19 protein-coding genes are annotated in these 26,017 nt (G+C 40.0%); 12 read left to right on the top strand and 7 right to left on the bottom strand.

The genetic code is table 11. The features are described from left to right. Positions 1 to 72: 72 nt before the first annotated feature. The 3 genes from amaB to LV92_RS05015 form a co-directional block, all read right to left on the bottom strand. Positions 73 to 1,626, bottom strand: a complete 1,554-nt coding sequence (amaB, locus tag LV92_RS05025) for an L-piperidine-6-carboxylate dehydrogenase (RefSeq protein WP_111622560.1) — start codon at positions 1,624 to 1,626, stop codon at positions 73 to 75. A 152-nt stretch (positions 1,627 to 1,778) separates the two neighbouring features. Then, complete coding sequence (locus LV92_RS05020; RefSeq protein ID WP_111622559.1) at positions 1,779 to 2,324, bottom strand: 3-hydroxyanthranilate 3,4-dioxygenase; 546 nt, start codon at positions 2,322 to 2,324, stop codon at positions 1,779 to 1,781. A gap of 126 nt (positions 2,325 to 2,450) precedes the next feature. Then, a complete protein-coding gene (locus tag LV92_RS05015) occupies positions 2,451 to 2,927 on the bottom strand; it encodes a CAP domain-containing protein (protein WP_111622558.1) in 477 nt (158 codons plus the stop codon). 353 nt (positions 2,928 to 3,280) lie between these two features. Here LV92_RS05015 and LV92_RS05010 point away from each other — a divergent pair, with 353 nt between their 5' ends. Both LV92_RS05010 and LV92_RS05005 read left to right on the top strand, forming a co-directional pair. Next, positions 3,281 to 8,791 (top strand): alpha-2-macroglobulin family protein, encoded by a 5,511-nt coding sequence (locus tag LV92_RS05010; protein WP_111622557.1) that lies wholly within the window; start codon positions 3,281 to 3,283, stop codon positions 8,789 to 8,791. Between the two features lie 91 nt (positions 8,792 to 8,882). Continuing rightward, entirely contained in the window at positions 8,883 to 9,413 is a 531-nt protein-coding gene (locus tag LV92_RS05005) for a DUF5004 domain-containing protein (RefSeq protein ID WP_111622556.1), read from the top strand. 73 nt (positions 9,414 to 9,486) lie between these two features. Here LV92_RS05005 and LV92_RS05000 read toward each other — a convergent pair whose 3' ends face one another. Continuing rightward, entirely contained in the window at positions 9,487 to 10,035 is a 549-nt protein-coding gene (locus tag LV92_RS05000; RefSeq protein WP_111622555.1) for a CvpA family protein, read from the bottom strand. 106 nt (positions 10,036 to 10,141) lie between these two features. On the opposite strand from LV92_RS05000, the gene LV92_RS04995 reads away from it, so the two are divergent. From LV92_RS04995 to LV92_RS04980, 4 genes are all read left to right on the top strand, one after another. Continuing rightward, positions 10,142 to 10,498, top strand: a complete 357-nt coding sequence (locus LV92_RS04995; RefSeq protein ID WP_111622554.1) for a hypothetical protein — start codon at positions 10,142 to 10,144, stop codon at positions 10,496 to 10,498. A gap of 2 nt (positions 10,499 to 10,500) precedes the next feature. Beyond that, positions 10,501 to 10,812: an antibiotic biosynthesis monooxygenase family protein gene (locus LV92_RS04990; protein WP_111622553.1), complete on the top strand. Its 312-nt coding sequence runs from the start codon at positions 10,501 to 10,503 to the stop codon at positions 10,810 to 10,812. Continuing rightward, a complete protein-coding gene (gene pbpC, locus LV92_RS04985; RefSeq protein WP_111622552.1) occupies positions 10,793 to 13,183 on the top strand; it encodes a penicillin-binding protein 1C in 2,391 nt (796 codons plus the stop codon). Before LV92_RS04990 ends, pbpC begins: the two co-directional genes overlap by 20 nt. A 98-nt stretch (positions 13,184 to 13,281) precedes the next feature. Continuing rightward, a complete protein-coding gene (locus LV92_RS04980; protein WP_111622551.1) occupies positions 13,282 to 14,949 on the top strand; it encodes a glycerol-3-phosphate dehydrogenase/oxidase in 1,668 nt (555 codons plus the stop codon). Between the two features lie 51 nt (positions 14,950 to 15,000). Here the strand turns inward: LV92_RS04980 and LV92_RS04975 are convergent, their stop codons facing one another. Continuing rightward, on the bottom strand, positions 15,001 to 16,002 hold the full coding sequence (locus tag LV92_RS04975) for an NAD(P)H-dependent glycerol-3-phosphate dehydrogenase (protein WP_111622550.1): 1,002 nt from the start codon (positions 16,000 to 16,002) through the stop codon (positions 15,001 to 15,003). A gap of 329 nt (positions 16,003 to 16,331) precedes the next feature. Between LV92_RS04975 and LV92_RS04970 the strand changes: the two genes are divergently transcribed. From LV92_RS04970 to LV92_RS04960, 3 genes are all read left to right on the top strand, one after another. Next, entirely contained in the window at positions 16,332 to 17,258 is a 927-nt protein-coding gene (locus tag LV92_RS04970; protein WP_111622964.1) for a nicotinic acid mononucleotide adenyltransferase, read from the top strand. A 224-nt stretch (positions 17,259 to 17,482) separates the two neighbouring features. Continuing rightward, on the top strand, positions 17,483 to 18,454 hold the full coding sequence (locus LV92_RS04965; protein ID WP_111622549.1) for a phytanoyl-CoA dioxygenase family protein: 972 nt from the start codon (positions 17,483 to 17,485) through the stop codon (positions 18,452 to 18,454). A gap of 83 nt (positions 18,455 to 18,537) precedes the next feature. After that, the gene (locus LV92_RS04960; RefSeq protein WP_111622548.1) at positions 18,538 to 20,115 is read left to right on the top strand and encodes a SulP family inorganic anion transporter; all 1,578 of its coding nucleotides are present in this window, start codon (positions 18,538 to 18,540) and stop codon (positions 20,113 to 20,115) included. A gap of 98 nt (positions 20,116 to 20,213) precedes the next feature. Here the strand turns inward: LV92_RS04960 and LV92_RS04955 are convergent, their stop codons facing one another. Continuing rightward, positions 20,214 to 20,693 (bottom strand): c-type cytochrome, encoded by a 480-nt coding sequence (locus LV92_RS04955; protein ID WP_111622547.1) that lies wholly within the window; start codon positions 20,691 to 20,693, stop codon positions 20,214 to 20,216. 42 nt (positions 20,694 to 20,735) lie between these two features. Beyond that, entirely contained in the window at positions 20,736 to 21,698 is a 963-nt protein-coding gene (locus tag LV92_RS04950; protein ID WP_111622546.1) for a YheT family hydrolase, read from the bottom strand. Positions 21,699 to 21,965: 267 nt separating this feature from the next. Between LV92_RS04950 and LV92_RS04945 the strand changes: the two genes are divergently transcribed. The 3 genes from LV92_RS04945 to LV92_RS04935 are packed head-to-tail and all read left to right on the top strand — an operon-like array spanning position 21,966 to position 25,821. Continuing rightward, positions 21,966 to 23,348 carry a 3-keto-disaccharide hydrolase gene (locus tag LV92_RS04945; RefSeq protein ID WP_211322934.1) on the top strand — a complete coding sequence of 461 codons (1,383 nt, stop codon included), beginning with the start codon at positions 21,966 to 21,968 and terminating at the stop codon, positions 23,346 to 23,348. 28 nt (positions 23,349 to 23,376) lie between these two features. Further along, a complete protein-coding gene (locus tag LV92_RS04940; protein WP_111622545.1) occupies positions 23,377 to 24,735 on the top strand; it encodes a Gfo/Idh/MocA family protein in 1,359 nt (452 codons plus the stop codon). Between the two features lie 18 nt (positions 24,736 to 24,753). Continuing rightward, complete coding sequence (locus LV92_RS04935; RefSeq protein WP_111622544.1) at positions 24,754 to 25,821, top strand: DUF6807 domain-containing protein; 1,068 nt, start codon at positions 24,754 to 24,756, stop codon at positions 25,819 to 25,821. Positions 25,822 to 26,017: the final 196 nt, after the last annotated feature.

Below are 26,017 nucleotides of genomic sequence, written 5' to 3'. Positions count from 1 at the left end.
TTGGTTAGTTTAAAACCCGCTATGTACTGGTTTACATCCAGTACATAGCGGGTTTTTTCATAGGTTGTAATTCTAAAGATCAAACTTTATCCCTTGCGCTAAAGGCAATTCTGTAGTGTAGTTAATGGTGTTGGTTTGTCTTCTCATATATATTTTCCAAGCATCCGAGCCAGATTCTCGCCCTCCACCTGTTTCTTTTTCCCCTCCAAAAGCTCCTCCTATTTCAGCACCGGAAGTCCCAATATTAACATTGGCTATACCACAATCGCTACCTTGAACGGATAAAAAGCGCTCTGCCTCCCGCAGATTATTTGTCATTATTGCCGAGGACAATCCCTGAACCACTCCGTTCTGTATAGCAATAGCATTTTCTACATCTCCGGAATATTTTAATAGGTATAGCACTGGGGCAAAGGTCTCGTGTTGTACAATCTCATACTTATTGTTTGCTTCGGCAATGGCCGGTTTTACATAGCATCCACTTTCATATCCTTCCCCTTTCAACACACCTCCTTCAACAATTAGCTTGCCTCCTTCTTCCACCACTTTCTTAAGTGCTTGTTGGTACATCTTTACGGCATCGGTATCGATCAAGGGACCTACATGGTTCTTCTGATCCAGTGGATTTCCGATTCGTAATTGCTTGTAGGCGGTAACAACTGCATCTTTTACCTTATCATAAATAGATTCGTGTATGATTAATCTTCGTGTGGAGGTACATCGTTGGCCTGCTGTGCCAACGGCCCCAAAAACCGCTCCGATAACGGTCATTTTTATGTCCGCGTCAGGGGTTACTATAATGGCATTGTTTCCTCCTAGCTCCAAGAGAGATTTTCCCAATCGGGCCGCTACTGCCTGGGCCACGATTTTTCCCATGCGTATAGACCCTGTGGCAGAAATTAGAGGCACTCTTTTGTCATGGGTCATAAATTCACCTACCTTATAATCACCATTTATCAAGCAGGAAATACCTTCAGGAAGATTATTTTCTTTAAAAACTGTTGCTGCTATGTTTTGACAGGCAATCCCGCACAGAGGTGTTTTTTCACTCGGTTTCCAAACGCAGACATCGCCCGATATCCATGCTAGAGCGGTATTCCAGGCCCATACTGCTACTGGGAAATTGAACGCCGAGATTATACCGACCACCCCTAAAGGATGATATTGTTCATACATTCTATGTCCCGGTCTTTCGGAGTGCATGGTAAGTCCGTGCAATTGTCTGGATAGACCTACGGCGAAATCACAGATATCGATCATTTCCTGCACCTCTCCCAAGCCTTCCTGATATGATTTTCCCATTTCATAGGAAACCAATTTTCCCAAAGGCTCCTTGAGTTCACGAAGTTTATCGCCAAACTGTCGCACTATTTCCCCCCTTTGGGGTGCTGGTTTTGTTCTCCAAATTTTAAATGCATTGGTGGCTGCATCCATCACTTTTTCGTAGTCCTTTTTAGTGGTGGTTCTTACTTTGGCAATTAGAACACCATCTACAGGAGAAAAGGAGCTTAACTCCTCTCCGGAAGAAAAATTATCAGAACCTGTTGAGGTTCCATTATTTATAGCTTCGACGCCTAATTTTTTTAAGGCTTCTTGGATTCCAAATTCTTGTGCAATTTTTGACATTTATAACTATTTTATCGTTAATTGTTATATTTTTCAAATTTACAAATTAATGGGCAGTCTATGGTATAACCAACCATAAATGTTTTAATACCGAATGTATGGCTTTAAGTCCAACTTAGGATATGGGAAGTAACACTAAATAAAGATGTCGACTATTGATCTTCCTTGGCAATAAATCTTTCATCAACGGGCATTATAGTGCCACAATTGCTGCAGGTTCTAAGTTCATCCGAACCGTAGAAGGTTTTAAAATGCCCCAAAAAGTCCTTTTCTATATTATTTAAGGTGAAGTATACTTCATAAAGTTTATTGTTGCAGTTATCACAAAACCACAACAAGCCATCATCAACGTTCATCTCGGCCCGTTTACGTTCTATAACCAAACCTATGGATCCTTCTTTCCTAACCGGGGAATGAGGTATTTTGGCCGGGTGCAGGTACATGTCCCCAGGCCCCAATTGCATCGTCTTTTTTTGACCGTCTTCTTGAATATGAACTTCAATATTGCCTTCCAATTGATAAAACAGTTCCTCTGTTTCATTATAATGATAATCTTTTCTGGCGTTGGGGCCCGCTACGACCATAACAATGTAGTCTCCAGATTCCGTGTAAAGGTTTTTATTTCCTACTGGAGGTTTTAAAGTATCCCTATTCTCGGAAAGCCATTTATTTAGATTGAATGGTTGTTTTATGGACATAGTGTAGATTATTGAAGTTAATATTATACTGCCGCCCCTTAACATCTGATATCAGCTACTGCGCAATCAAATATTAAAACACGGTTTAACATCAAAAATAATAAAAGTAAACTGCTTTTAAGAAGACTATCGGTAGAAGAGTTGTGTAAAATATAGTTTGCCGTCTGTGTTCCTCTTTACACTTACAGCAGTGTGCGTAAATTCGCCTTCCATAGTTTTTCTATGGTCAGAACTGGCCAACCATTTTTGAAAAGCCTCCAAAGCAGAATCGTAGTCCTTTGCTACATTTTCGGAGACAAAAGAGGCATTTACTGCTTGGGAAATATCCGATGCACGCGCGCTAAAATTGTCATGGTTAATAGATCCTTTGGCTATCATATAGTCTGTATGCTTGTTAGCGTACTCATATGCCACTGAGCTGAAATCCAAGTCATTATAGCCTAAGGAAATACGATGGTCGTTGACGATCCCAAGTAATTCCTGCTCCACGTCAATCGCATTTTCGACTTCGGGACTAATTGCCGGCTCAATAGACTCTGTGCTACAGGAGACTACTACAAATGCGAACAATAGCATTACAAAATAATGCATTTTCATTTTCATATAATGTTCTATTTGTAAGTAGGAAGAAAGGGAAGAATGGGGAATTCTTGTGTTCTCGTAATTGGCTTCTCGTAACCAACGATTGTAATATTAAAAAATTAATTTATCACAAAGTCGAATAAACCACTTTATTCGACGAAATGCATAGCTCTTTAAGAATCCTGTAATCCATGGATTACTTATATATTACTTTCAACTGTATATTTTCTGATGCACATTTAGTATTTGGAATTTCGGGGCTATACCTGGAATAGAAATGGTAGGTAAATAAATTTTTACAGAGCTAATCAGATCAAAAAATATTCCACAAAAGGAAAACCTTTTATCTTTACTGTACTAAATTGGTTCTTTTCATGAAATTAATTGTCCATGCCCTAATATTTCTTTTCATCCTTGGTTGTAACCCGAAAAAAGAGACTGGTAAAACCCCAGTAGATAACTTAAATCTTTATCAGGAATATATAACGGAAGTGTCCCATGGAATAATTTCTGTAAAAGCAGATGTACGGGTTGTGCTGAGCCGTCCGGTTGATTCCTGGGAAAGTGGAAAGGAATTGGACAGCGATTTATTAGTCGTATTTCCCAAGACAAACGGCAGGGTAATAGCCTTGGACAGTAGAACCATTGCTTTTGTGCCCGAGGCCGGTTTTCAGCAGGATAGTAACTATGGGTTTACTTTAGATCTGGGATCTTTTATTTCAGGGATCCCAAAGGAGTTGCGCAAGTTTAATTTCGAGGTGAAAACATTGAAACAACAATTTAATGTGTATACCCAGGCCCTACAGTCCTATTCCAAGGATTATCAATATTTGGAAGGTCAATTGAAAAGTGCCGATCAATTAAGTTTGGAAAAAGCCAAACAATTGTTGCAGGTAAAACAGAAAGGGAAAATGGTCCCTGTTAAATTTGACACATCCATTGCTGAAGGAACCCAATTTCATTTTAAGATTGACAGTATTCAGCGATTCGCAGAGGATACGGATTTGGAGGTTGTGTGGGACGGCACCGGTATGGATATTGAAAGTGCTGGAAAAAATACTATAAAAATACCGGGTAAGAGTAATTTTAGCATTCTGGATGTTGACTTGGAAACAGGGGAAAATCAAATCATAAATATCAATTTTTCGGATCCTTTAAAAAAAGGACAAAACTTTAAGGGCCTGGTAGTGCTGGAAGGCGATGGGAACCTAAAATACAATGTAGTGGGCAATACTCTAAAGATATATCCTTCCAAAGAGATGAGCACAACACTAAGGCTCGAGGTTTTTGAAGGTATTGAAAGTGTTGATGGGTACAAACTTAAAACAAAGCTTACAGAAAGGGTAGCGTTCGAACAAATAAAACCGGAGGTCCGCCTGTTATCCAATGGAACAATTTTACCTTCCTCCAATAATCTAAAAATTAATTTTGAGGCAGTCAATCTGAAATCGGTCGACCTAACCGTCTATAAAATTTTTGAGAGCAATATTTTGCAGTTCCTACAAGGAAATGATCTTAATGGGAGTTACAATTTAAAAACGGTGGCAAGGCCAATAGCCTCCAAGAAATTGGATTTGGAAGCCGGTCTTGGCAACAATAATGGTAAATGGTCCGCGCATGCCATTGATTTAAGAACCCTTATTGCACCGGAGGTAGGGGCTATTTATAGAGTTGAATTTGGTTTTAATCCTTCGTATAGCCTATACAAATGTGAGGACACCAATTTTGAACAAGAAGCCCCATCGGAAGATGATTTTGATCAGGAAACGGAAAACAGCTCATGGGACGGAGTGGAATCCTATTATGAAGATTATTACTTTAACTATGACTGGAATCAAAGGGATAACCCTTGCCATACCTCCTATTACTATGATAAAACGGTAGGGGCCAATGTTTTGGCCTCGGATTTGGGGGTAACCGTAAAACAAGGGGTGAACAAGAGTTATTTTGTGGCGGTAAATAATATTGTAAACACAGAACCCGTTGCCGGGGCCAAGGTAACCTTCTATAATTACCAGCAACAGCCCATTGGGCAGGTAATAACAGCCTTGGATGGTACCTCTCTCTTTGATACCGATCATTTGGCCTACTTTGCAGTAGCTGAGAGCAATGGTCAAAAGACCTATGTTAAACTAAATGACGGCAACGCCCTGTCCGTAAGTAAGTTTAATGTTGATGGGGTTGCATTACAAAAAGGGATAAAAGGTTTTGTTTTTGGGGAAAGGGGAGTCTGGCGGCCTGGAGACAAACTTTTTCTTTCGTTTATGTTGAATGATAAAGCCAATAAACTTCCTGAAGGGCATCCCGTGAAATTGGAATTGATAGACCCCTACAACAAAGTGGTGCACCGGGAGGTAAGGACAAATTCCCTCAACAATTTTTATAGTTTCTTTTTAAGGACGGATGAAAATGCACCTACTGGTAATTGGCTGGCTAAGGTTTCAGTGGGAGGGGCAACTTTTACCAAAACCCTAAAGATTGAAACAATCAAACCAAATAGATTAAAAATTAAGACAACTTTTGAAAACGAGGTCTTGTCTGGCGGTAAACCCATTAAAGGGATGCTAGAGGTAGCTTGGCTTCACGGCGCGGTGGCCAAAAACCTTAAAGCCGATATTACTGCCAAGTTCAATGTACAGACTACAACTTTTAAGAACTTTCCGGCTTATGTTTTTGATGATCCCACTAGGGCGTTCGCCACAGAGGATCAAATAGTATTCAATAATGCTGTCAATGCAGAAGGCAAGGCAGTCTTTTCGCTAAATCCGCAAATTAATAGTCAGGCCCCGGGAATGCTTATCGCAGCATTTATTACCAAGGTTTATGAAAATGGCGGCGATTTTAGTACTGATGTCTTTACAAAGCAATTTTCGCCCTTTAACACTTACGTAGGCCTTAATGTACCCAAAGGTGATAAAACAAGGGGAATGCTGCTCACAAATGAGTCCCATAAGTTTGAAGTGGTAACCGTAGATGAAATGGGCAATCCCAAAGCCACAAACAATTTAAAGGCGACTATTTATAAAGTGAGCTGGAGATGGTGGTGGGAGACTTCTGCCGATAATCTTTCCAGTTTTAGCAGTAGTGAGTATCAGGAAAAAGTATTGGAGGAAACCATAAGTACTGATTCCAATGGTAAGGCATCATTTAATTTTGTGTTAAAATATCCCGAATGGGGCCGCTATTTGGTTAGAGTGGAAGATCCAAAGGGAGGGCATGCAACTGGTAAAACAATATACGTAGATTGGCCGGGATGGGCCGGAAAATCCATGAAAAATGATCCTTCCGCCGCCACTATGTTAATGTTCTCCACGGATAAGGAAGTCTATAAAGTAGGGGAAACGGTCATCGTTACCTTTCCTGGTTCAGAAGGTGGCAGGGCATTGGTTACCGTTGAAAATGGTAGTGAAGTACTGCATTCGCAATGGGTGGAATCCGAAAAAGGGGAAACAAAATTTGAAATTCCTATATCCGAATTGTATACCCCCAATGTTTACATCAATATTAGTTTGTTGCAACCACATGCCACTACTTTAAACGATTCCCCTATACGGATGTACGGGGTAGTTCCTATATCGGTAGAAGATCCTATGACCAAACTGCAACCAGAAATTGCTATGCCGGATGTCTTAAAGCCTGAGGAAAGTATAACCATCAAAGTAAATGAGAAACAAGGCAGGGCCATGACCTATAGTATTGCCATTGTGGATGAAGGCTTGTTGGATCTAACACGTTATAAAACTCCAAATCCGTGGAATACTTTTTATGCAAGGGAAGCACTTGGGGTACGGAGTTGGGATGTATACGATGATGTAATCGGGGCCTTTGGTGGAAGAATAAATCAGGTTTTTGCTATAGGTGGGGACGGAGAATTGGCCGGTGCCAAAAATAAAAAGGCCAATCGCTTTGAACCTATGGTGGTTTATTTGGGCCCCTTTAGCTTGAATAAGGGGGAGACAAAATCACATACAATAGACATTCCCAAATATGTTGGTTCGGTACGTACAATGGTCATAGCAGGAAATTCAGGGGAAGCCGCATATGGCATGGCAGAAAAAGCAACCCCCGTAAGAAAACCTCTTATGGTATTGGCTTCTTTGCCAAGGAAAATTACCCCTGGGGAGACGGTGACTTTACCGGTTACTGTTTTTGTTATGGAAGACAAGGTTAAGGAAGTGACGCTAAAAATTAAACCGGATCCTTCCTTCAGCATAGAAGGGAAGTCCGTACAAAACGTTTCTTTCACCCAACCCGATGAAAAAATGGCTTATTTTCAATTAAAGGTAGCCGATTTTAAAGGTATCGGCAAGGTTGTGGTGGAGGCTTCGGGTAATGGGGAAAAGGCATCTTTTGAGGTGCCTATAGATGTGGTAAACCCTAATCCATTGACTACGGTTACAGAGGATATTGTCTTGGAGGCCACTAGTAGCAAAAATATAGACCTTGAAACTTTTGGTATTCCCGGAAGCAATAATGCGGAGGTGGAATTTTCTACCCTTCCACCCATGAATTTTAATGGAAGAATGCAATATTTGATACAATACCCGCATGGGTGTTTGGAGCAGACCACCTCTAGTGCTTTTCCTCAGTTATTTATTACGGATATCTTCGATATTAACACAACAAAGAAAAAGGAGATACAGCAAAATGTTGAAAGTGCCATAAAAAGGGTAGGTAGCTATCAAACCCCACATGGAGGTTTCGCCTATTGGCCAGGACAGAATTATGCCGATGATTGGAGTTCCTCCTATGTAGGACACTTTTTATTGGAGGCAGAGAAAAAGGGATATGTTTTGCCCCTAGGATTTAGGTCATCCTGGTTAAATTATCAGCAGAATATAGCTAGACAATGGAGATCGGGAACAGGGTCTTCAGATTTGGCCCAGGCATATCGCCTGTATACCCTTGCACTTTCTGGAAATGCGGATATTGCTTCAATGAACAGACTAAGGGAAACACCCAATCTATCCAATGAGGGGAAATTCCGCTTGGCGGCTGCTTACGGACTTGTTGGTCAGGAATCTGTGGCCCAACAAATAATTAAATCTGCCAATTATGATTTTTCAGAAGGCAAATATGATTACCAAACCTATGGATCCTCCAATCGCAATATGGCAATGGCCTTGGAAACCTTTGTGCTTTTAAATGATAAGGTAAAGGCTCAGGAAATGGCCAAGAATTTAGCACAACGTTTAAGTTCAGATCAATGGATGAGTACCCAGAGTACTGCCTATTGCCTCCTGGCACTGGCAAAATTTGCCGATATGATAGGGGGTAAGGGAATTAAGGCCAGTATAGATGTTAATGGAGGCAATACCACCATTAACACGGACAAAACCTTGGCCAATACAGAATTGGGTATTAGAACGGGGACCAATTCCATCAATATAAAAAATACTGGCGAAAATTTGCTTTATGTGAGTATCATAAAGAGTGGGATTTTGCCTGTGGGAGAGGAAAGGGAGTTGCAACGGAATTTGGTGGCCAATGTGGTCTTTAAGGGAAGGAACGGCATTAAATTGGACCCTTCCACCATAATGCAGGGCACGGATTTTGTCGCAGAAGTATCGCTTACCAATACCAAGGCAGAATTGATTAAAAATGTGGCATTGTCCGAAATATTCCCTAGTGGCTGGGAAATAGTGAATACTAGGTTCACGGATTTTGGCGATTTTGCTGAAAACGAGGTGACTTATACGGATTTGAGGGATGATAGGGCCAATTTTTATTTTGACATGAAGAAGAACGAAACAAAAGTGTTCAGGGTATTGTTGAATGCCTCTTATTTGGGAAGATATTATTTGCCAGGGATACAGGCAGAGGCAATGTACAACAATGATTATGCTGTGCGTACCAAGGGCCAATGGGTAGAAGTAGTGCAGTAATTGTTCTTGGCGCCCCTAAAAAAATGAATGCTCCTTAACGCAACCATTTTGTATTTTTTGCATTTATAAATAAAAATATAAATGATATCATATGAAAAAAATAATTTGGTTTGGGCTCTTTGGGGCTATTGCGTTTAACAGCTTATTGGTAGGCTGTAGTACGGATAATACAGTTGAATGTCCTGCTGATTATGAAGGGGCACTTGTTGCGGAGGAAAATGATTTGCTCGGGACTTGGGAGTTGACGGCCATTGTTGCGGTAAAGGAAGTAGATATTACCAAAGATGACGTGCAGAATCCAAAAAAGGATATTTATGTGCAATATACGGACTGTGAAAAGGATGCCGAGTATACTTTTGGACCTGGTCGCGCCTACGAATTCGCACAGGGTCAAAATGCGTCCAACTGTAGTACTAAACTTAAGATTGAAGGGACTTGGAAACTTTCCAGTGACATCCTAGGTTTAATTGGGAATTGTTCCGCTCAAAATTTGAAAATTGTTTTCAATGAGGGCAAATCTGCATTTACCACTACTTCCAACTATAACATAACAGATGTAAATGGGCAAACCGTGCAGACAGACGTTACCTTTACCTATACTAAAATGGGAGCCACCGATTAATTGGTATTGAGAGAAAGATCATATCATCCTAATGGCTGCCAAATTATTTTTTTGGTGCCTTAGGATGATATAATTAACCACCTACCTTAATGAAGGTGTTTTTATCCTTGTTCTGTGGTGGTTCAACTTCAAGAGGTTCGTTATCCTTAAGCACCTTGCTAAAAACAAGAGCCCCTATTTCCTTTACAGGCATATATAGTTTGGATTCGTCAATTGATTCTTGCTTAACAAATCCAAGTTGATTATTGGTCCTGTCAAAAAATATCAATAGGGCGCCGAGGATTACAGCAACCTTGAGTGCGCCAAATATTCCTCCCGCTATTTTGTTTAGTATTCCCAACATGGCAAAATCGGCAATCTTGGTCAACAATCTTCCGGCCATATTTACAACAAGGACAATAATAATAAAGGTAATCAAGAAGGAAGCAGTGTTCATATATCTTTCGTTCCACTCCATATTTTTGGAAAGATATTCCCCAACAATATAGGAGAAGTGAATGGCACCGTACAAACCTGCAACAAGGGCAATAAGAGAAGCCAATTCTACAAAGAGCCCATTTTTAATTCCTTTGTATAGGCCGTATAGTAATAGTAGTCCAATAATAATATCCAATACACCCATACAAAAGTCTTTTGACAAATATAAAACTTTGATTTGTACCTTTGAAGAATTCTATTCTGTTTGGGTTAGTGAATCCAACAATAGATTCAAATTAAGATAAATTACGATGTCTAGAGACACACAATTAAAAGATAGGTGGGAGATTTTGGTAAAAAAACTGTCTTCCCAATTTGCGGACAACGATCCCCTGGAATTGGATGCCATTATATATCTGGTAGGAGTTCAGGAACTGGGGCAAATTCATAACACCTTTAAGAAGGATGAAAAATTAAATCTAATGCATATAGCTATCTGCAGGTTATTGGAACCTTATGGATATTATGAATTCGATTTTTTTGATGAAGATGGCTGGCCACATTATAACATAAAGGAAGAACTGCCCCCATTAAAGGCCGGCGAACAATCCGTTTTAATGAAAGAAGCTTTGGTGAGCTATTTCTTGGAAAAGGAATACATTTTATAGATATGGAACTTAAAAAGCCTTATTACGCGGTAATATTTACTTCTGTTACAACAAAAGATGATAAGGGGTATTTGGAAATGGCCCATCAGATGGAGTTATTGGCAAAAAGTCAGACAGGCTTTCTAGGCTTTGAAAGCGCCAGGGACCAAATAGGGATCAGCGTAAGTTATTGGGATAGTCTGGGTGCCATTGCGGATTGGAAAATGCAGGCGGATCATTTGTTTGCCCAAAAAAAAGGCAGGGAAGAATGGTACAAATGGTATAAGGTCCGTATTTGTATGGTGGAAAGGGAATATGAATTTGGGAACGGATAGTGATCCAGACAAGGGAGTAACAACCTTACAAAGGTTGAAGGGGCTAATTCAAAAGCACCCTAAGAAGTTGCTTATCCTTACTTTACTGCTGATTGCCTATTATTTCTGTTTGCCCAAACAACTATTCCATACCCCCCATGCTACCGTTGTTGAGAGTAGATCGGGCAAACTTTTGGGAGCACTTATTGCCGAGGACGGGCAATGGAGATTCCCGGTGGTGGACAGCGTGCCCTACAAATTTGAGACCTGTATTTTAAATTTTGAGGACGCCCATTTTTATTGGCACCCCGGTTTTAATCCCATTTCCATAGGCAAAGCTTTTTTAGCTAATATTTTGGCAGGGAAAACAGTAAGGGGGGGCAGTACCCTTACCCAACAGGTGATACGTTTATCCCGTAACCACAAAAAACGGTCCTATTGGGAAAAAGTGAGGGAACTGGTTTTGGCTACAAGATTAGAGTTGGGGTATTCCAAGAAATATATTTTAAAACTATATGCCAGTCATGCCCCATTTGGTGGTAATGTGGTAGGGTTGGAGGCCGCAGCTTGGCGTTACTTTGGTATGCAGCCCAGTCAATTGTCATGGGCCGAAGCAGCTACTTTGGCCGTATTGCCGAATGCGCCAAGTTTGATTTACCCTGGAAAAAATCAAAAAAAACTGCTGAACAAAAGAAATAGATTACTTCATAAATTACTGGATAATAATTATATAGATAGTACTACTTACCAGCTTTCGCTTTTGGAAGAATTGCCTAAAAAGCCTTTTCAATTACCGGATACATCACCCCATTTGGTTCAATATTTGGCCAATAAATATAAGGGGAAAAGAATTTTGACCCATGTGGATGAGAACCTACAGGCCAGTATAAACAGTATTGTAAATAAGCATTATAAAAACTTGAAGCAGAATCAGGTTTACAATGCGGCAGTTCTGTTGATGGATGTTAAAACACGTAAGGTACTTTCATACGTTGGTAACACTCCAACGGACAACGAACACGAAAAGGATGTGGATATGGTGCAGGCAAATCGCAGTACTGGGAGTGTGCTAAAGCCTTTATTGTATACCGCCATGATGAATGCGGGAGAATTGTTGCCCGGTATGCTAATACCCGATGTTCCCACCCAAATTGCAGGTTATACCCCTGAGAATTTTAACGAAAGCTATAGTGGCGCCGTGGAGGCCGATAAAGCTTTGGCCAAGTCCTTAAATATCCCTGCAGTGCGCTTGCTACGTTCCTACGGACTTGAAAAATTTAGGGATCAACTGGATTTGTTTAATTTAAGGGGCCTGGATAAGTCTGCCGATCATTATGGTTTAACATTAATTCTTGGCGGAGCAGAGAGCAACTTGTGGGATTTGTGCAAGACCTATGCCTCCATGGCATCAACCGTAAACCATTTTAACGCCACCTCCAGTGAGTACTATACCAAGGAATTTGTAGAACCAATCCTAACATCGGAAACCAAGGTAGATTTTGGCACCAAATCTACCGAAGTGACTATTTTTGATGCAGCCAGCATCTATCTCACTTTTGAGGCCATGAAAAAGGTCAACCGGCCCGAGGGCAGTGAATCTTGGGAGTTTTTTGATTCCTCCAAACAAATAGCTTGGAAAACGGGTACCAGTTTTGGAAACAAGGATGCCTGGGCCATTGGCATTACCAAAGACCACGTAGTTGGGGTTTGGGCCGGAAATGCCGATGGAGAAGGAAGACCAAATGTAACCGGACTTACCAGTGCCGCACCAATTTTATTCGATGTTTTCGATGTTCTGCCCAGGTCTTCCTGGTTTCAAAAGCCAGAGGATGAGTTTACGGAAATTACAGTATGTTCGGAAAGTGGTTACCTGGCTACTGACATTTGTCCCAAAACAGTAATTTCTATTCCCAAAAAGCAAAATTTCGTAAAGGCATGTGCCTATCATCAATTGGTGCATTTAAATGCTCAGAAGCAGTTCAGGGTCAATTCCTCCTGTGCAGATTTGTCCGAAACGGTCAGTGAATCTTGGTTTGTATTGCCCCCATTGATGGAATACTATTATAAAAAGGGACATCCTTCCTACAGGAACTTGCCTCCCTTTCCAGAAAATTGTAGTGAAACCAATACTGCCTCAATGGAGTTTATATATCCAAGGAACGGAAGTATAATTACCCTGGCAAGAAATTTTGAAGGTAAGAAAAATGAATTGGTAGTTAAGTTGGCCCATGTTAAACCGGCAACACCGGTTTATTGGTATTTGGATGAGAAATTTATGGGTCAAACCACAGACTATCACGAAATAGGATTGATGCCCGTACCTGGAGAGCATGGAATTACGGCAGTTGATGCCCTGGGCAATGAAGTGGTTATAAAGATAACGATAGAGTAACAATTGTCCTTTGATTTGGATCTATAATCAATTACCTTTAATGACATTGGTCAAAGTAAGATAAATACAGCCGCAATAAACTGATATCGTATAAAAAGATGACAAAAAATATTCGATTTTCTAATTTGGATAGGAAAAAAACAATTGCCAAACTAAAGGGGGAGACCTTTGATCTGGTGGTTATAGGTGGAGGTATTACAGGTGGTGGAATTGCATTGGATGCCGCATCCAGAGGCTTAAAAGTCGCCTTGGTTGAAAAAAATGACTTTGCATCTGGCACCAGTAGTAAATCAACAAAACTGATTCACGGTGGTTTGAGATATCTAAAACAATTTGATTTCTGGTTGGTAAAGGAAGTGGGTTCCGAAAGGGCAATAGTACATAATTTGGCGCCACATTTAGTGCTGCCTGAGAAAATGTTGTTGCCATTGATAGAAAATGGGTCCTATGGTAAATGGCTTACGTCTATTGGGTTAAAGGTCTATGATATTTTGGCCCAGGTGACAGGAGATGATAAACGCAAAATGTTGGAGAAGAAAGAGGCCCTAAAATTGGAACCTTTGTTGCCCAAAAAGATTTTGAAAGGAGCGGGGTATTATGCGGAGTATAGGACAGATGATGCCCGACTCACCATGGAGACTATAAAGACCAGCCTGCAATATGGTGCCATGCCTCTAAACTATGCCGAGGTGACGGACTTTATTTATGAAGAGGATATGGTTGCAGGGGTTAAAGTAAAGGACACGGCCTTGAATACAGAATTCCCAATAAAGGCCAAATATGTCATAAGCGCAGCAGGACCTTGGGTAGATGAGCTTAGGGGTATTAACAATTCCAAAAAAGGAAAGCGACTACATCTTACCAAAGGGGTGCATTTGGTTTTTCCCTATGAGAAATTGCCTATAAAGCAATCCGTTTATTTTGATATCCCGGACGGACGCATGATGTTTGCGATTCCAAGGGGCAAGATTACCTATATTGGTACTACGGACACAAATTTTAATGAGAACAAGGATAGCGTAAAAACGGATGTGGCCGATGCCATTTATTTAATATCTGCAGTAAATAATATGTTTCCGAAGATAAATTTGGAAATGGAAGATATAATCTCTTCATGGGCAGGTCTACGTCCGCTTATACACGAAGAAGGTAAGTCTGCCTCTGAATTATCGCGAAAGGATGAAATTTTTACTTCAGATTCCGGCCTCATAAGTATTGCCGGCGGAAAGCTAACGGGATATCGTAAAATGGCGGAGCGCGTGGTGAACAGGGTGGCCAAAAAAATGGAAGAAGATTATGGTATTAGTGTAAAGGATTCGGATACGGAGCATATTCCTCTTTGCGGAAACGATTTTAAAAAGTATAAATATGTTAAGAAATATATTGCCGAAATCCATGAAAGACTAACCCCTGAGGGATTTTCTCAATATGACGCCTGGTATTTGGTAACCAATTATGGAAAGCAGACCGAAACAATTTTGCAGTATTATTCCAAACAGAAGGAGGATGATCATGTGTTGGGCATGGCAAAGGCCGAGTTAAAGTTTACAATAGAAAATGAAATGGTACAAACTCCAATGGATTTTTTTATCCGTAGAACAGGAAGGTTATACTTTGATATAGATAGTATTAGAAATTTGATGGAACCCATCCTAGCCGAGTTCAAGACTATTTATAAATTGGATGATGAGGTAATTAACTCCTACCGGAAAACCTTGGAAAGAGAAATGGACGAGCATTCCAATTTTTCACTAGACCGAATTTAAGGAAAGTGGTTAGGGGGATTATTGGAGGCCTATGGGAGTTAAAGCGTGAGGCTAATCCAGCTTTTCGGTGAGCTCTTTAAAGACCTTTTTCGGGTTTTTATTTTCATAGAGCACTTCGTAAACGGCATTTAGAATGGGCGTTTTTGACTTTTTCTTGTGTTTGGAAACTATTAGATAGGCACTATTGGTGGCATAATATCCTTCGGCCACCATTTTCATTTCCATCATGGCACTTTTTACGGTGTAGCCTTTGCCTATCATATTCCCAAACATACGGTTACGGCTAAAAACGGAGTAGCCCGTTACCAAAAGGTCCCCTAAATATGCAGAGTCGTTAATGTTGCGTTTCATCTTATGTACCCGTTTTATAAACCGCTTCATTTCTCTTATGGAGTTGCTCATAAGTACACTTTGGAAGTTGTCGCCATAGCCTAATCCATGGGCGATACCGGCAGCAATAGCATAAATATTCTTTAACATAGCAGCATATTCCGTTCCTATAATATCGTCGGATATTTTGGTTTTTATGTAGTCGCTACTTAGGTGTTTGGCCACCAGTTTGGCTTTTTCGGTATCCGCACAGGCTATGGTTAAATAGGACAAACGTTCCAAAGCAACTTCTTCGGCATGACATGGTCCTGTAATGACCCCAATATTTTCGAAAGGAACGTTATAGTTGACATGAAAATGCTCTCCCACGATCAAACTGGATTCCGGCACAATACCTTTAATGGCCGAAAAAATAATCTTATCCTTGATATCTACGGTCAATTGCTTTAATTCGCTTTCTAAAAAAGCGGAGGGAATGGCAAAAATAAGGACATCGGCATCGGCAACAGCCTCATTAATATTGTCCGTGAGGTTTAATTGTTCTGTATGAAATTCTACCGAACTTAGGTAATTGGGGTTGTGTTTCTGTGTTCTAATGTGTTCAATAGCATCGGTATTGCGCATGTACCAATTAACCACATCGGCATTCTCTGTCAACATCTTAACAATGGCAGTTGCCCAGCTACCACCACCCAACATTGCAAACTTTATATTGTTTTTCATTTATTTGATATTTCTTGTTGTACACCCAAGACCCAATAACCAAGGTATCTCCCTATTAAAAAAAATCAATGGCCCATCAATTTTCCGGTATTAATTTAGAGGAGCACATGGTTGAATAAAATCTATGGCAATGTAGGACTGTTTTTTGGAGATTCAAAACTAGAATTCAATACCATCGGTATAAGTTTTGGTGTCTAATTGGCAACCCAAGTTTTTGTTCTTGTAAATATTTTTCAATGTTTTTTGTTTATAAAATATTGATAATCAATATTTTATATTATTGGCATAATGATTGTTTTACTTGTATAGGTAACATCAATCTATATCATATGAGAACTATAAAACTACTATTTACAACTTTAACCCTAGCCGTTTTGGCAACAGCTTGTTATACCGAAGTTATTATTGAGGACGAATATATTGATGAACCCGTTTTAAATGTTCATGCCTTATTAAAATCCCATGAGCTTTGGTATGTAGATATCAATGCTACTTCAGGCAATAGGGAGGTTCCTTTTTTACAACGTGCATTTACCGTCTCATTTGTGGGTGAAACCGTTTTTGCCAATAACAATATTGTAGGTATTGGTAAAACAGGGAATGGCTTTGGATTGGATGTTGGGTATTTCAATACTGCCAATGGAAGGCTTCAAATTAACCATGATGTGGACGGTTATTGGAGCTTGGAGGTATTCATGGTGGATAACAATACCATTGAATTATATGATTCCAATAGCCGAACCTCATATTATTTGGAGGGATATCAAAGAAATAACTTTGATTATGACATGGTATTTTATGACAATATTGAATATCTATTGCAGGAATATGATGTTTGGGAAAAGGTAACCACGAGTAAGGAAGGATTACTGAACGATTTTGATTCGGAAAATTATTTACAGTTCTATATTGAAGGCAACAGAAGTATGTTTAATTCCTCGGTAGACCCCAGTGGGATGCATTTGGACGATGTTTTATGGGATTATAGTGGGGAGTATTCAGTATTTGGCGTTTATAACGATGAAACGCTCAAAACTTTAACACTGGATTATGACTTCATGGGCAATGATTACTTTGAGTTGTACGTTATAAATGATAGTACAATAGAGCTGTATCATTCCTCTAGTGGAACGGTTTACAAGTTTAAGGGAAAGGGATTTATTAGCTATTTGAAATCTGGTATATCCCAATTGGACAAGAAAAGGACAAAAACCGAATATGGAACCATGAAGGTGGTCAGAAAAAGAAAGATATAATTATTGCCGTAAGGTTTTACGGCAGCGATATAAAGAAGTTTTTGGTTGGTTATTTAGTTAAAGACCGTCTTGGAGTAATTGCCCAGGGCGGTTTTTTTATTCATCATTTTCCCAGAACATTCCATAGGAGCAATTCCACAATCCGTTTAGTGTGCAACTAAGTTTTTTTTCTAATTAAATTCCTTAATTTAATGTACTGTACGCTACCTTAAAAAGTCAAGGAAATGAAATCCAAGGATACTAATTTGAAAAAGGGGAATCCCCATGCGGAGATACCGGGCAACCCATCCACCTCCGCCACTGGCAAAATTATTTTGAACGACAGAAGTAATGGAAAACCATTAAGGATACTGAGTGAGGAGGATTGGAAATTTTGGCAGTACAACGGATATATCGTTATCAAAAATGTGATTTCTAAAGATCAAGCACAGATAACAGCCAATTTTATATGGGAATTTGAAGAAAAAGATTCCGGGGATCCCAAGACATGGTATACTCCACCAAGGGCAGAAATGAAAATGAAGGAATTAACGGGAACTGGAATGGTAGAAGTGTATAATCACCAACTTTTATGGAACAATAGACAGGAACCGAAGATTTATGATGCCTTCGTGGATGTCTGGGGAACTGAAAAACTTTGGGTAACCATTGACAGGGCCAATCTAAATTTCCCAATTAGGGCTGGATTTCAACAAAAAGGGTTTATACATTGGGACTACGACCCTGAAACAAGGCCCCAGAATGTGCAGGGCGTATTGGCCTTAGTAGACCAGACCGATGAAAATATGGGAGGATTTCAATGCATCCCTTGGTTATATAGAAATTATGATACTTGGAAACTGACCCAGCCCAAAGAAAGGGATCGTTTTAAGCCGGACGTAAGCGCCATACAGGATAAAATAATAAAGGTTAAAATGGAGGCGGGCGATCTATTAATTTTTAATAGTACCCAACCTCATGGAATAAGGCCCAATCGTTCAAAGGACAAAGTGCGTATTGCCCAGTATATTTCTATGATGCCGGCGGAAGAGGATAACGGGCCGCTCCGGGATTGGCGCATCAACGCTTGGAGAAATAGATTGGCACCAGAGGGTTACGCCTTTCCCGGTGATCCCAGAAATTGGGAACAAACTAAATATAATACTGCTGAATTAAATACTTTGGGGGAGAAATTATTAGGGCTTCAATCCTGGTAATTTGTTGTTTATGTCACATTTAGGGATATCATGGTCCTTAAAACCAGAAAATCCACTACTTTTGCGCCCTTAAAAACAAAGACGTGAAGAAGTATTTAAATCTATTCGATTTTAAACAAAAAGTAGATTATAAGACCGAGATTTTGTCCGGTTTGACCGTGGCCCTTGCTTTGGTTCCCGAGGCAATTGCTTTTGCCTTGATCCCTGGGTTTTCACCGCTAACAGGACTATATGCAGCCTTTGTTCTGGCATTGGTGACCTCTATTTTGGGTGGTAGACCAGGAATGATATCCGGTGCAACGGGAGCAGTAGCAGTTATTTTTGTGGGATTAATTTTGGAATTGAAGAATACTTTCCCAGGGATTACTCCAGAAACTATATTGAATTATGTTTTTGCTACAGTGATCATTGCCGGCCTATTGCAAATAATGGCCGGAGTTTTAAAATTGGGTAAATTTATACGTTTGGTTCCACATCCGGTGATGTTCGGATTTGTAAACGGACTGGCCATTATAATATTTATGGCCCAGTTCCCTAATTTCTATATCAAGGGAACCTCAGAATTGATGTCGGGAATGCCTTTTTGGACCATGCTTGGATTAACTCTTTTAACAATGTTGATCATTTGGGGTTTCCCAAAAATAACCAAGGCGATTCCCTCTTCCTTGTTGGCGATCGTAGTGGTATCGGCCATCGTTTTGGGCTTTGGTATAGATACGCTTACAGTAGCGGATACAATGGTTGAAGGCCAATCCATTAAAGGAGGATTTCCTCCCTTGTCCATACCCAATATACCTTTTACACTGGAAACCTTAAAAATAATTTTTCCCTTTGCGGGCATTGTTGCCGGTGTTGGTTTAATTGAGAGTTTGCTTACCTTAAATATAATAGACGAAATTACTGACACTCGCGGAAGTGGTAACAAAGAATGTATAGCACAGGGAACAGCGAATATTTTTTCCGGATTCTTATCTGGGATGGGAGGTTGTGCTATGATAGGACAAAGTTTGATCAATACATCGGCTGGCGCTAGGGCCCGGTTATCGGGAATCACCGCTGCCGTAATGTTGCTGATATTTATAATGTTCGGTTCCAATTTAATAGAACAATTGCCCATGGCCGCTTTGGTTGGACTAATGTTTATGGTGGCCATTGGAACTTTTGAGTGGGCAAGTTTTAAGACATTTAGAAAAATGCCTACCTCAGATGTTGTTGTAATGGTGTTGGTTACCTTGATTACGGCCATTACCCATAATTTGGCCGTTGCCGTATTGTTCGGGGTAATTATTTCTGCCTTGGCCTATTCCTGGGAGAATGCCAAACGGATTAGAGCTAGAAAATCTACGGATGAAAACGGGATAAAACATTATGAAATTTACGGACCATTATTTTTTGGGTCGACCACTGCCTTTGCCGAAAAGTTTGATATACAGAACGATCCCAACGAAGTAATTATCGATTTTAAGGAAAGTAGGGTTGCAGATATGTCTGGAATTGAGGCCCTCAACAAATTAACTGAACGCTATGCCAAGGTGGGTAAAAAAGTGCACCTAAAACATTTAAGTCGCGACTGTATCAGGTTATTGGAGAATGCCAATGAAATTATTGATGTGAATGTAATCGAAGATCCTACTTACAAGGTAGTTGTGGATAAGGTTTAGTTTCGACCTTAGGATATTCGTCACAGAATAATAATATATAAGAAATGCGTTTGCAACAACCTAAATTATTGGTGCAAACGCATTTTATTTTTAGTGTACTATAAGGTCCTTAAATACTCCGCTACCGCACGAGCATCCTCTTCGGAAAGATTCTGGTTTAGCATAACGGCATTGTTATACTCCTTCAACAAGGCCTTGGCTATAGGGTCTTCCTTAAGCATACCATCTGGGTTCAGGATCATGTTCATAACCCATTCTGGGCTTCTTCTTTCAAAAACACCTTTTAGTGCAGGTCCAATTAAACGCTGCTCGGCCATATGGCAGGCCACACAAATGGTACTGAATGTTTTTTGTCCTTTGGCTGCCAGCTCGGTATCTATTTCATCTGCAAATGTTACAGATTTAATAGGCCCAACACCTTTGTTGTTCATGTCAACAGGTACTCCCTCACTTACAGGTTCCGCTTTGACTTCTTTTTTGGTACGGTTCATTTCAAAACCTTCCTTCTTTTCTTCTTTTTTTTCGCCACAGCTAAGGATTAATCCAGCTAAGGCCAAAGGGATAAATAATTTTCTCATCGTTTAGGTATATTATTTCACGAAGATAATAAATAGATTATTTTAATATAATTCTTCAACGAATTTTAATGCCCTTTTTTCAGTATAGGTGATATTTTTTTGGCCATAAAAGCCTACATGACCTCCGTACAAGGGAAGTTCAAAATGTACGGAATTATTTTGTTCAGCTTCCTTGTGAGGATAACATTGGTCCCCTAAAAAGGAATCATTTTGTGCATTTATAATCAGGGTGGGGGTTCTAATGGCATGGATAAATTGAAGCGAACTGGATTTTTGGTAATAATCAATGGCATCCTTAAATCCATGTGCCCGACTGGTATAGACGTCGTCAAAATCTTTTAGGTTGTTTATCTTGGCGATATCCAGATCACTTATCTTATCCGGAAAAAGAAGCTGTTTTGCACGAAGTTTTTCTATAAGATGTTTCTTGAAACGTTTGGCGTACAGTATGTTTTTTGGTTTCAATAGTTCCAATAATGAACTGTGCAAGTTACAGGGGACAGAGACTGCCACCGCCCCTTTTATTTCTTTGGGTACGGACCTTCCTTCCCCTAAGTATTTCAGGGTCAAATTACCGCCTAGGCTAAACCCCTTGAGGTAAATATTAGCGTATTTTTTTTCTTTTAGTATATGGTTTATTACGGCTTCCAAATCTTCCGTGGCTCCGGAATGATAAGATTGGAAAAGGCGATTGGTTTCACCACTGCAACCTCTATAGTTAACGGCACAGGCATCTATGCCAACGGCATTGAATTGTTTTGCACTCCCGGTAATATAGGGTCTTTGCGCATTGCCTTCCAAACCGTGTAAAAGTATTACCACTCCGGAAGACGGCTTTGGGGCGTAGCTCCAATCCAAATCCAAAAAATCCCCATCACTCAGCTCTATGCGTTCCCTTATTTGGGTCAGTCCATCAATCTTTCTGATCAATCCGGAATAGATTGTGGAGAAATGTCCATTTTTAAAGGGGAATGGTGGGTTGTATTTGGAATTGATTATAGGCATTGATAGTATTCTAAAAGGAGTTGAGGAATTAAAAGTATAAGGACACAAGATAAGGTTATCCTATAATTTTGCAAAGATCGGTTGCAAGTATATATTAGGAAGTAGTCTAAAGGCTTAAAATTTCAGAATATGCTATAAATTTGTTGGTAATTTTAGTTAATTCTTGTCTATTATAAATTTTATGTATGAATTTGTGAATTATTGTGTGATTGTCTCAACATATTTTTATATTTTCGTTAACGTTAACGAAATTAATACTTTAATGTTATGGCTAATAGGAAAATGACCAAGATATTCTTGGTAGCACTGCTTCATTTTACTTTTTTCAATGCTTTTGCCCAAGATGGGTGGGAAACACTTTTTAATGGTAAGGATTTTTCCAATTTTGAACAATTGAACGGAAACGCAAAGTATAAAATTGAAAATGGGGAAATGATCGGAACCTCTAGGTTGAATACGCCCAATAGTTTTATGGCCACCAAAAAGGCCTATGGCGATTTCATTTTGGAGTTTGATGTATTTGTAGAAAACGGACTGAATTCCGGAGTTCAATTTAGAAGTTTGAGCCTTCCCGAATATATGGATGGAAGGGTGCATGGATATCAGTGTGAAATTGAAACCAGTGATAGAAAATGGGCCGGGGGAATTTACGATGAGGCAAGAAGGGGATGGTTATATCCTTTGTCCAGAAACGTTAAGGGACAAAATGCTTTTAAATCTGGGGAATGGAACCATTATAGAATTGAGGCCATTGGTAACAACATTAGAACTTGGATAAACGGAATACAGTGTGCCAACTTGGTAGATGATGTTACTGCGAAAGGATTTATTGCTTTTCAGGTTCATTCCATTCACGAAGCTAGTTTGGAAGGCAAAATAGTGAAATGGAAGAATATTAGGATAAAAACCACAGATTTGGAGAAGGAGCGTAAGCAGGTTGCCGTATATGCTCCGGAAATAAGCTATTTGCAAAATCAGCTTACCTCAGATGAAATTAGAAAAGGCTGGCGATTATTATGGGATGGAAAAACATCGGAAGGATGGCGAGGTGCCAAACTGAATGCGTTTCCAGAGAAAGGCTGGAATATGGAACAGGGCACACTAAGTGTTCTTTCATCTGATGGCGCCGAATCCAGAAATGGTGGAGACATTGTAACAACGGATGCGTTTAGCAATTTTGAGTTAAGTGTTGATTTTAAGTTGACCAAAGGGGCTAATAGTGGGATTAAATATTTTGTAGATCCAGGGCTTAATATGGGCGAAGGTTCGGCCATTGGCCTGGAGTTTCAGGTGTTGGATGACAAGGAGCATCCAGATGCCAAAATGGGAAAAAATGGTAATAGGACCGTGGGGTCCCTATATGATCTTATCCGTGCAGAGAACTTTGAAAATTCAAGGGGCAAGAACTTTAATGGGGTAGATAAATGGAACAATGCCCGTATTGTTGTCAGAGGCGGCCATGTTGAACATTGGCTGAATAATGTAAAGGTGGTGGAATACGACCGTTTTAGCCAGGCATTTAAGGCTCTGGTGGAAAAAAGCAAGTACGAGAAATGGGAAAATTTCGGAACAATCCCAGCAGGTAGGATCCTATTGCAGGATCATGGGGACCATGTTTCCTTTAGAAGTATAAAAATTCGTGAGTTTTAAATAAGGTTCAATTTAAAATATTAAGATTATGGGTGAAGGACGTAGAAATTTCATAAAGAAAACGGCATTGGCCTCAGGAGGAATAGCCTTGGGAATTAATGCTATGAGTGCCAAAAGCTACAGTAAGATAATTGGTGCCAATGATAGGGTACGGGTAGGAATTGCAGGGTTTTCCAATAGGGCCAAAGGTGCATTGATTCCTGCATTTTTGGGGCATCACAAAAAGCAGAATTTTGAAATTGTGGGGGTTTCCGATATTTGGAACCGCAGAAGGGATGAAGGAGCTGCCTACCTGAAGGAAAAAACTGGGGACAAAATGAAGGTTTGGAGAAACCATGATGAAATGTACGAGGAAAATAAAATTGATGCCGTCATAATTTCTACTCCAGATTTTCAACATGCCCTACATACTGTTCAGGCGGCCAATGCCAAAAAGGATATCTACGTAGAAAAGCCATTTGCAGAAACTATGGACGATGCAAGGGTTGGTAAAAAGGCGGTGGAAGATTCCGGTATCGTGTTTCAAATTGGTTCCCAAAGGCGAAGTGGTCGTAACTACCATGCGGCCAACGACTATATTAAATCGGGAAAATTTGGGGATATCGTAATGGTTGAAATGAGTTGGAACGTAAATCAGCCTGACAGATGGCGCTTGCCCGAATTGACCAGTCAAATCAAGGAATCGGATACCGATTGGAAGCGTTATTTACTGAACCGACCTTATGAGGCCTGGGATCCTAGAAAGTATTTGGAATATAGATTGTTTTGGCCTTTTTCTTCAGGAATTCCAGGACAATGGATGTCCCACCAGATTGATACCGTACACTGGTTTACGGGATTGAACCATCCGCGTAGCGTTGCAGCCAATGGCGGAATCTATCTTTGGAAAGATGGAAGAAAGAATTACGATACTATGACAGCGGTATTCGATTATGGCCCATTGGATGACCTTTCAAAAGGTTTTCAAGTGGTATATTCTTCCAGGTTTACCAATTCTGCTGGGGGTACCAAGGAGATTTACTATTCCAACGGGGGAGAATTAAACTTGGACACCAATAAGGTGAGTCCCAATGGTGGATTAAATGCTTCCCATGCCAACAAAATGGGAATGCAAGAGAATAAATTGCCAGAGTTTGATCTATCGGATAGTGCTGTACAAGTGGTTACCTCCGCGGATACCGGAGCAGATAACATGACCTCCCTGCATATGTTGAATTGGATGGAATGTGTAAGGAGCAGAAAGGAAACAAATGGTCCAATAGACGCAGCATACAATCATTCCATTGCCAACATAATGACCACTGCAGCCCTTAGGACGGGATTAAAATCCACTTTCGACGAGAAGGCTCAGGATGTTTTGGCCGGGGATAAGGTTTTCAAATATTAAACTAAAATCATCAATAGCATGAATAAAATCAATATTGGTTGTTTTCTCATTCTTATGGTAATTTTTTCCTGTAAGGATAAGGTAGAAAAGGGAGATGTTGGGGAACCTTCACCTAAGATGGATCAAGTCACCTTTAATAATGATGAAAAGAATCAAAAGGTAGACATACTATTAGACGGAAATTTATTTACAAGCTATATATATGATGGTAAAACCCCTAAACCCGTTCTCTATCCTGTAATTACCAAAAGCGGTAAAAAAATAACCAGGGGATTCCCTTTAGAACCTGTTGAGGGGGAAAGGGTAGATCATCCGCACCATGTGGGGATATGGTTTAATTACGGAGATGTAAACGGATTGGATTTTTGGAACAATTCCTATGCCATAAAAGAGGAGGATAAACATAAATATGGAACCATCAACCATCGGCAGATCGTGGAAACCGATGCGGAAAATGGAATCCTAGTCACCAAGGCTAGCTGGGATACTTCTGATAAAACAAGTCTACTGGAGGAAACAACTGAATTTGCCTTTAGTCAAAACGGGGAAACTAGGAAGATTGTTAGAACCACTACTTTGAAAGCCTTGGAGGATGTATCCTTTAAGGACAATAAAGAGGGAATGATTGCTATAAGGGTAACAAGAGGGCTAGAGCTTCCTTCTGATCGACCCGATATATTTATGGATGCCAACGGGATACCGACGGAAGTAAAGGTTTTGAACAACGAAGGTGTCAATGGCAACTATTTGACCAGTGAAGGAAAAACGGGTGAAGAAGCTTGGGGAACCCGGGCCAAATGGACTACTTTATACGGAAAGATTGCGGATGAGCCTGTTTCGGTAACCATAATGGATCATCCTAATAATGTAGGGTATCCTACTTATTGGCATGCGCGCGGTTACGGACTTTTTGCGGCCAACCCATTGGGACAAGAGGTGTTTTCGGAAGGTAAGGAAAAATTGAATTTCTCTTTGGCAAAAGGGGATTCTGTTACTTTTAAATACACCATCTTGGTCCACAACGGCGAGCAATTGACACAAGATTCACTGAACGGATATTTTTCTGATTTTAGCAAAAGCCAATAATAGTAATATGAAATATATTGCCATTTTATTGTTTTTTCTAACTTTTGGCAACAGTGGCATGGCTCAAGCTTTACAAAAGACGTCTTTGTAAAGCTTGTTCAATGGTAAAACATTGGAGTCTTGGAAAATACCGGAGGGAGGGAAATGGAAATACACTTTAAAAAAATAGTTTTAGGCAGGCTTTAAACTGAATCAA

This window comes from Arenibacter echinorum, assembly GCF_003259375.1.
GTDB classification, from domain to species: Bacteria; Bacteroidota; Bacteroidia; order Flavobacteriales; family Flavobacteriaceae; genus Arenibacter; species Arenibacter echinorum.
This window is presented reverse-complemented; position numbering and strand designations above follow the sequence as displayed.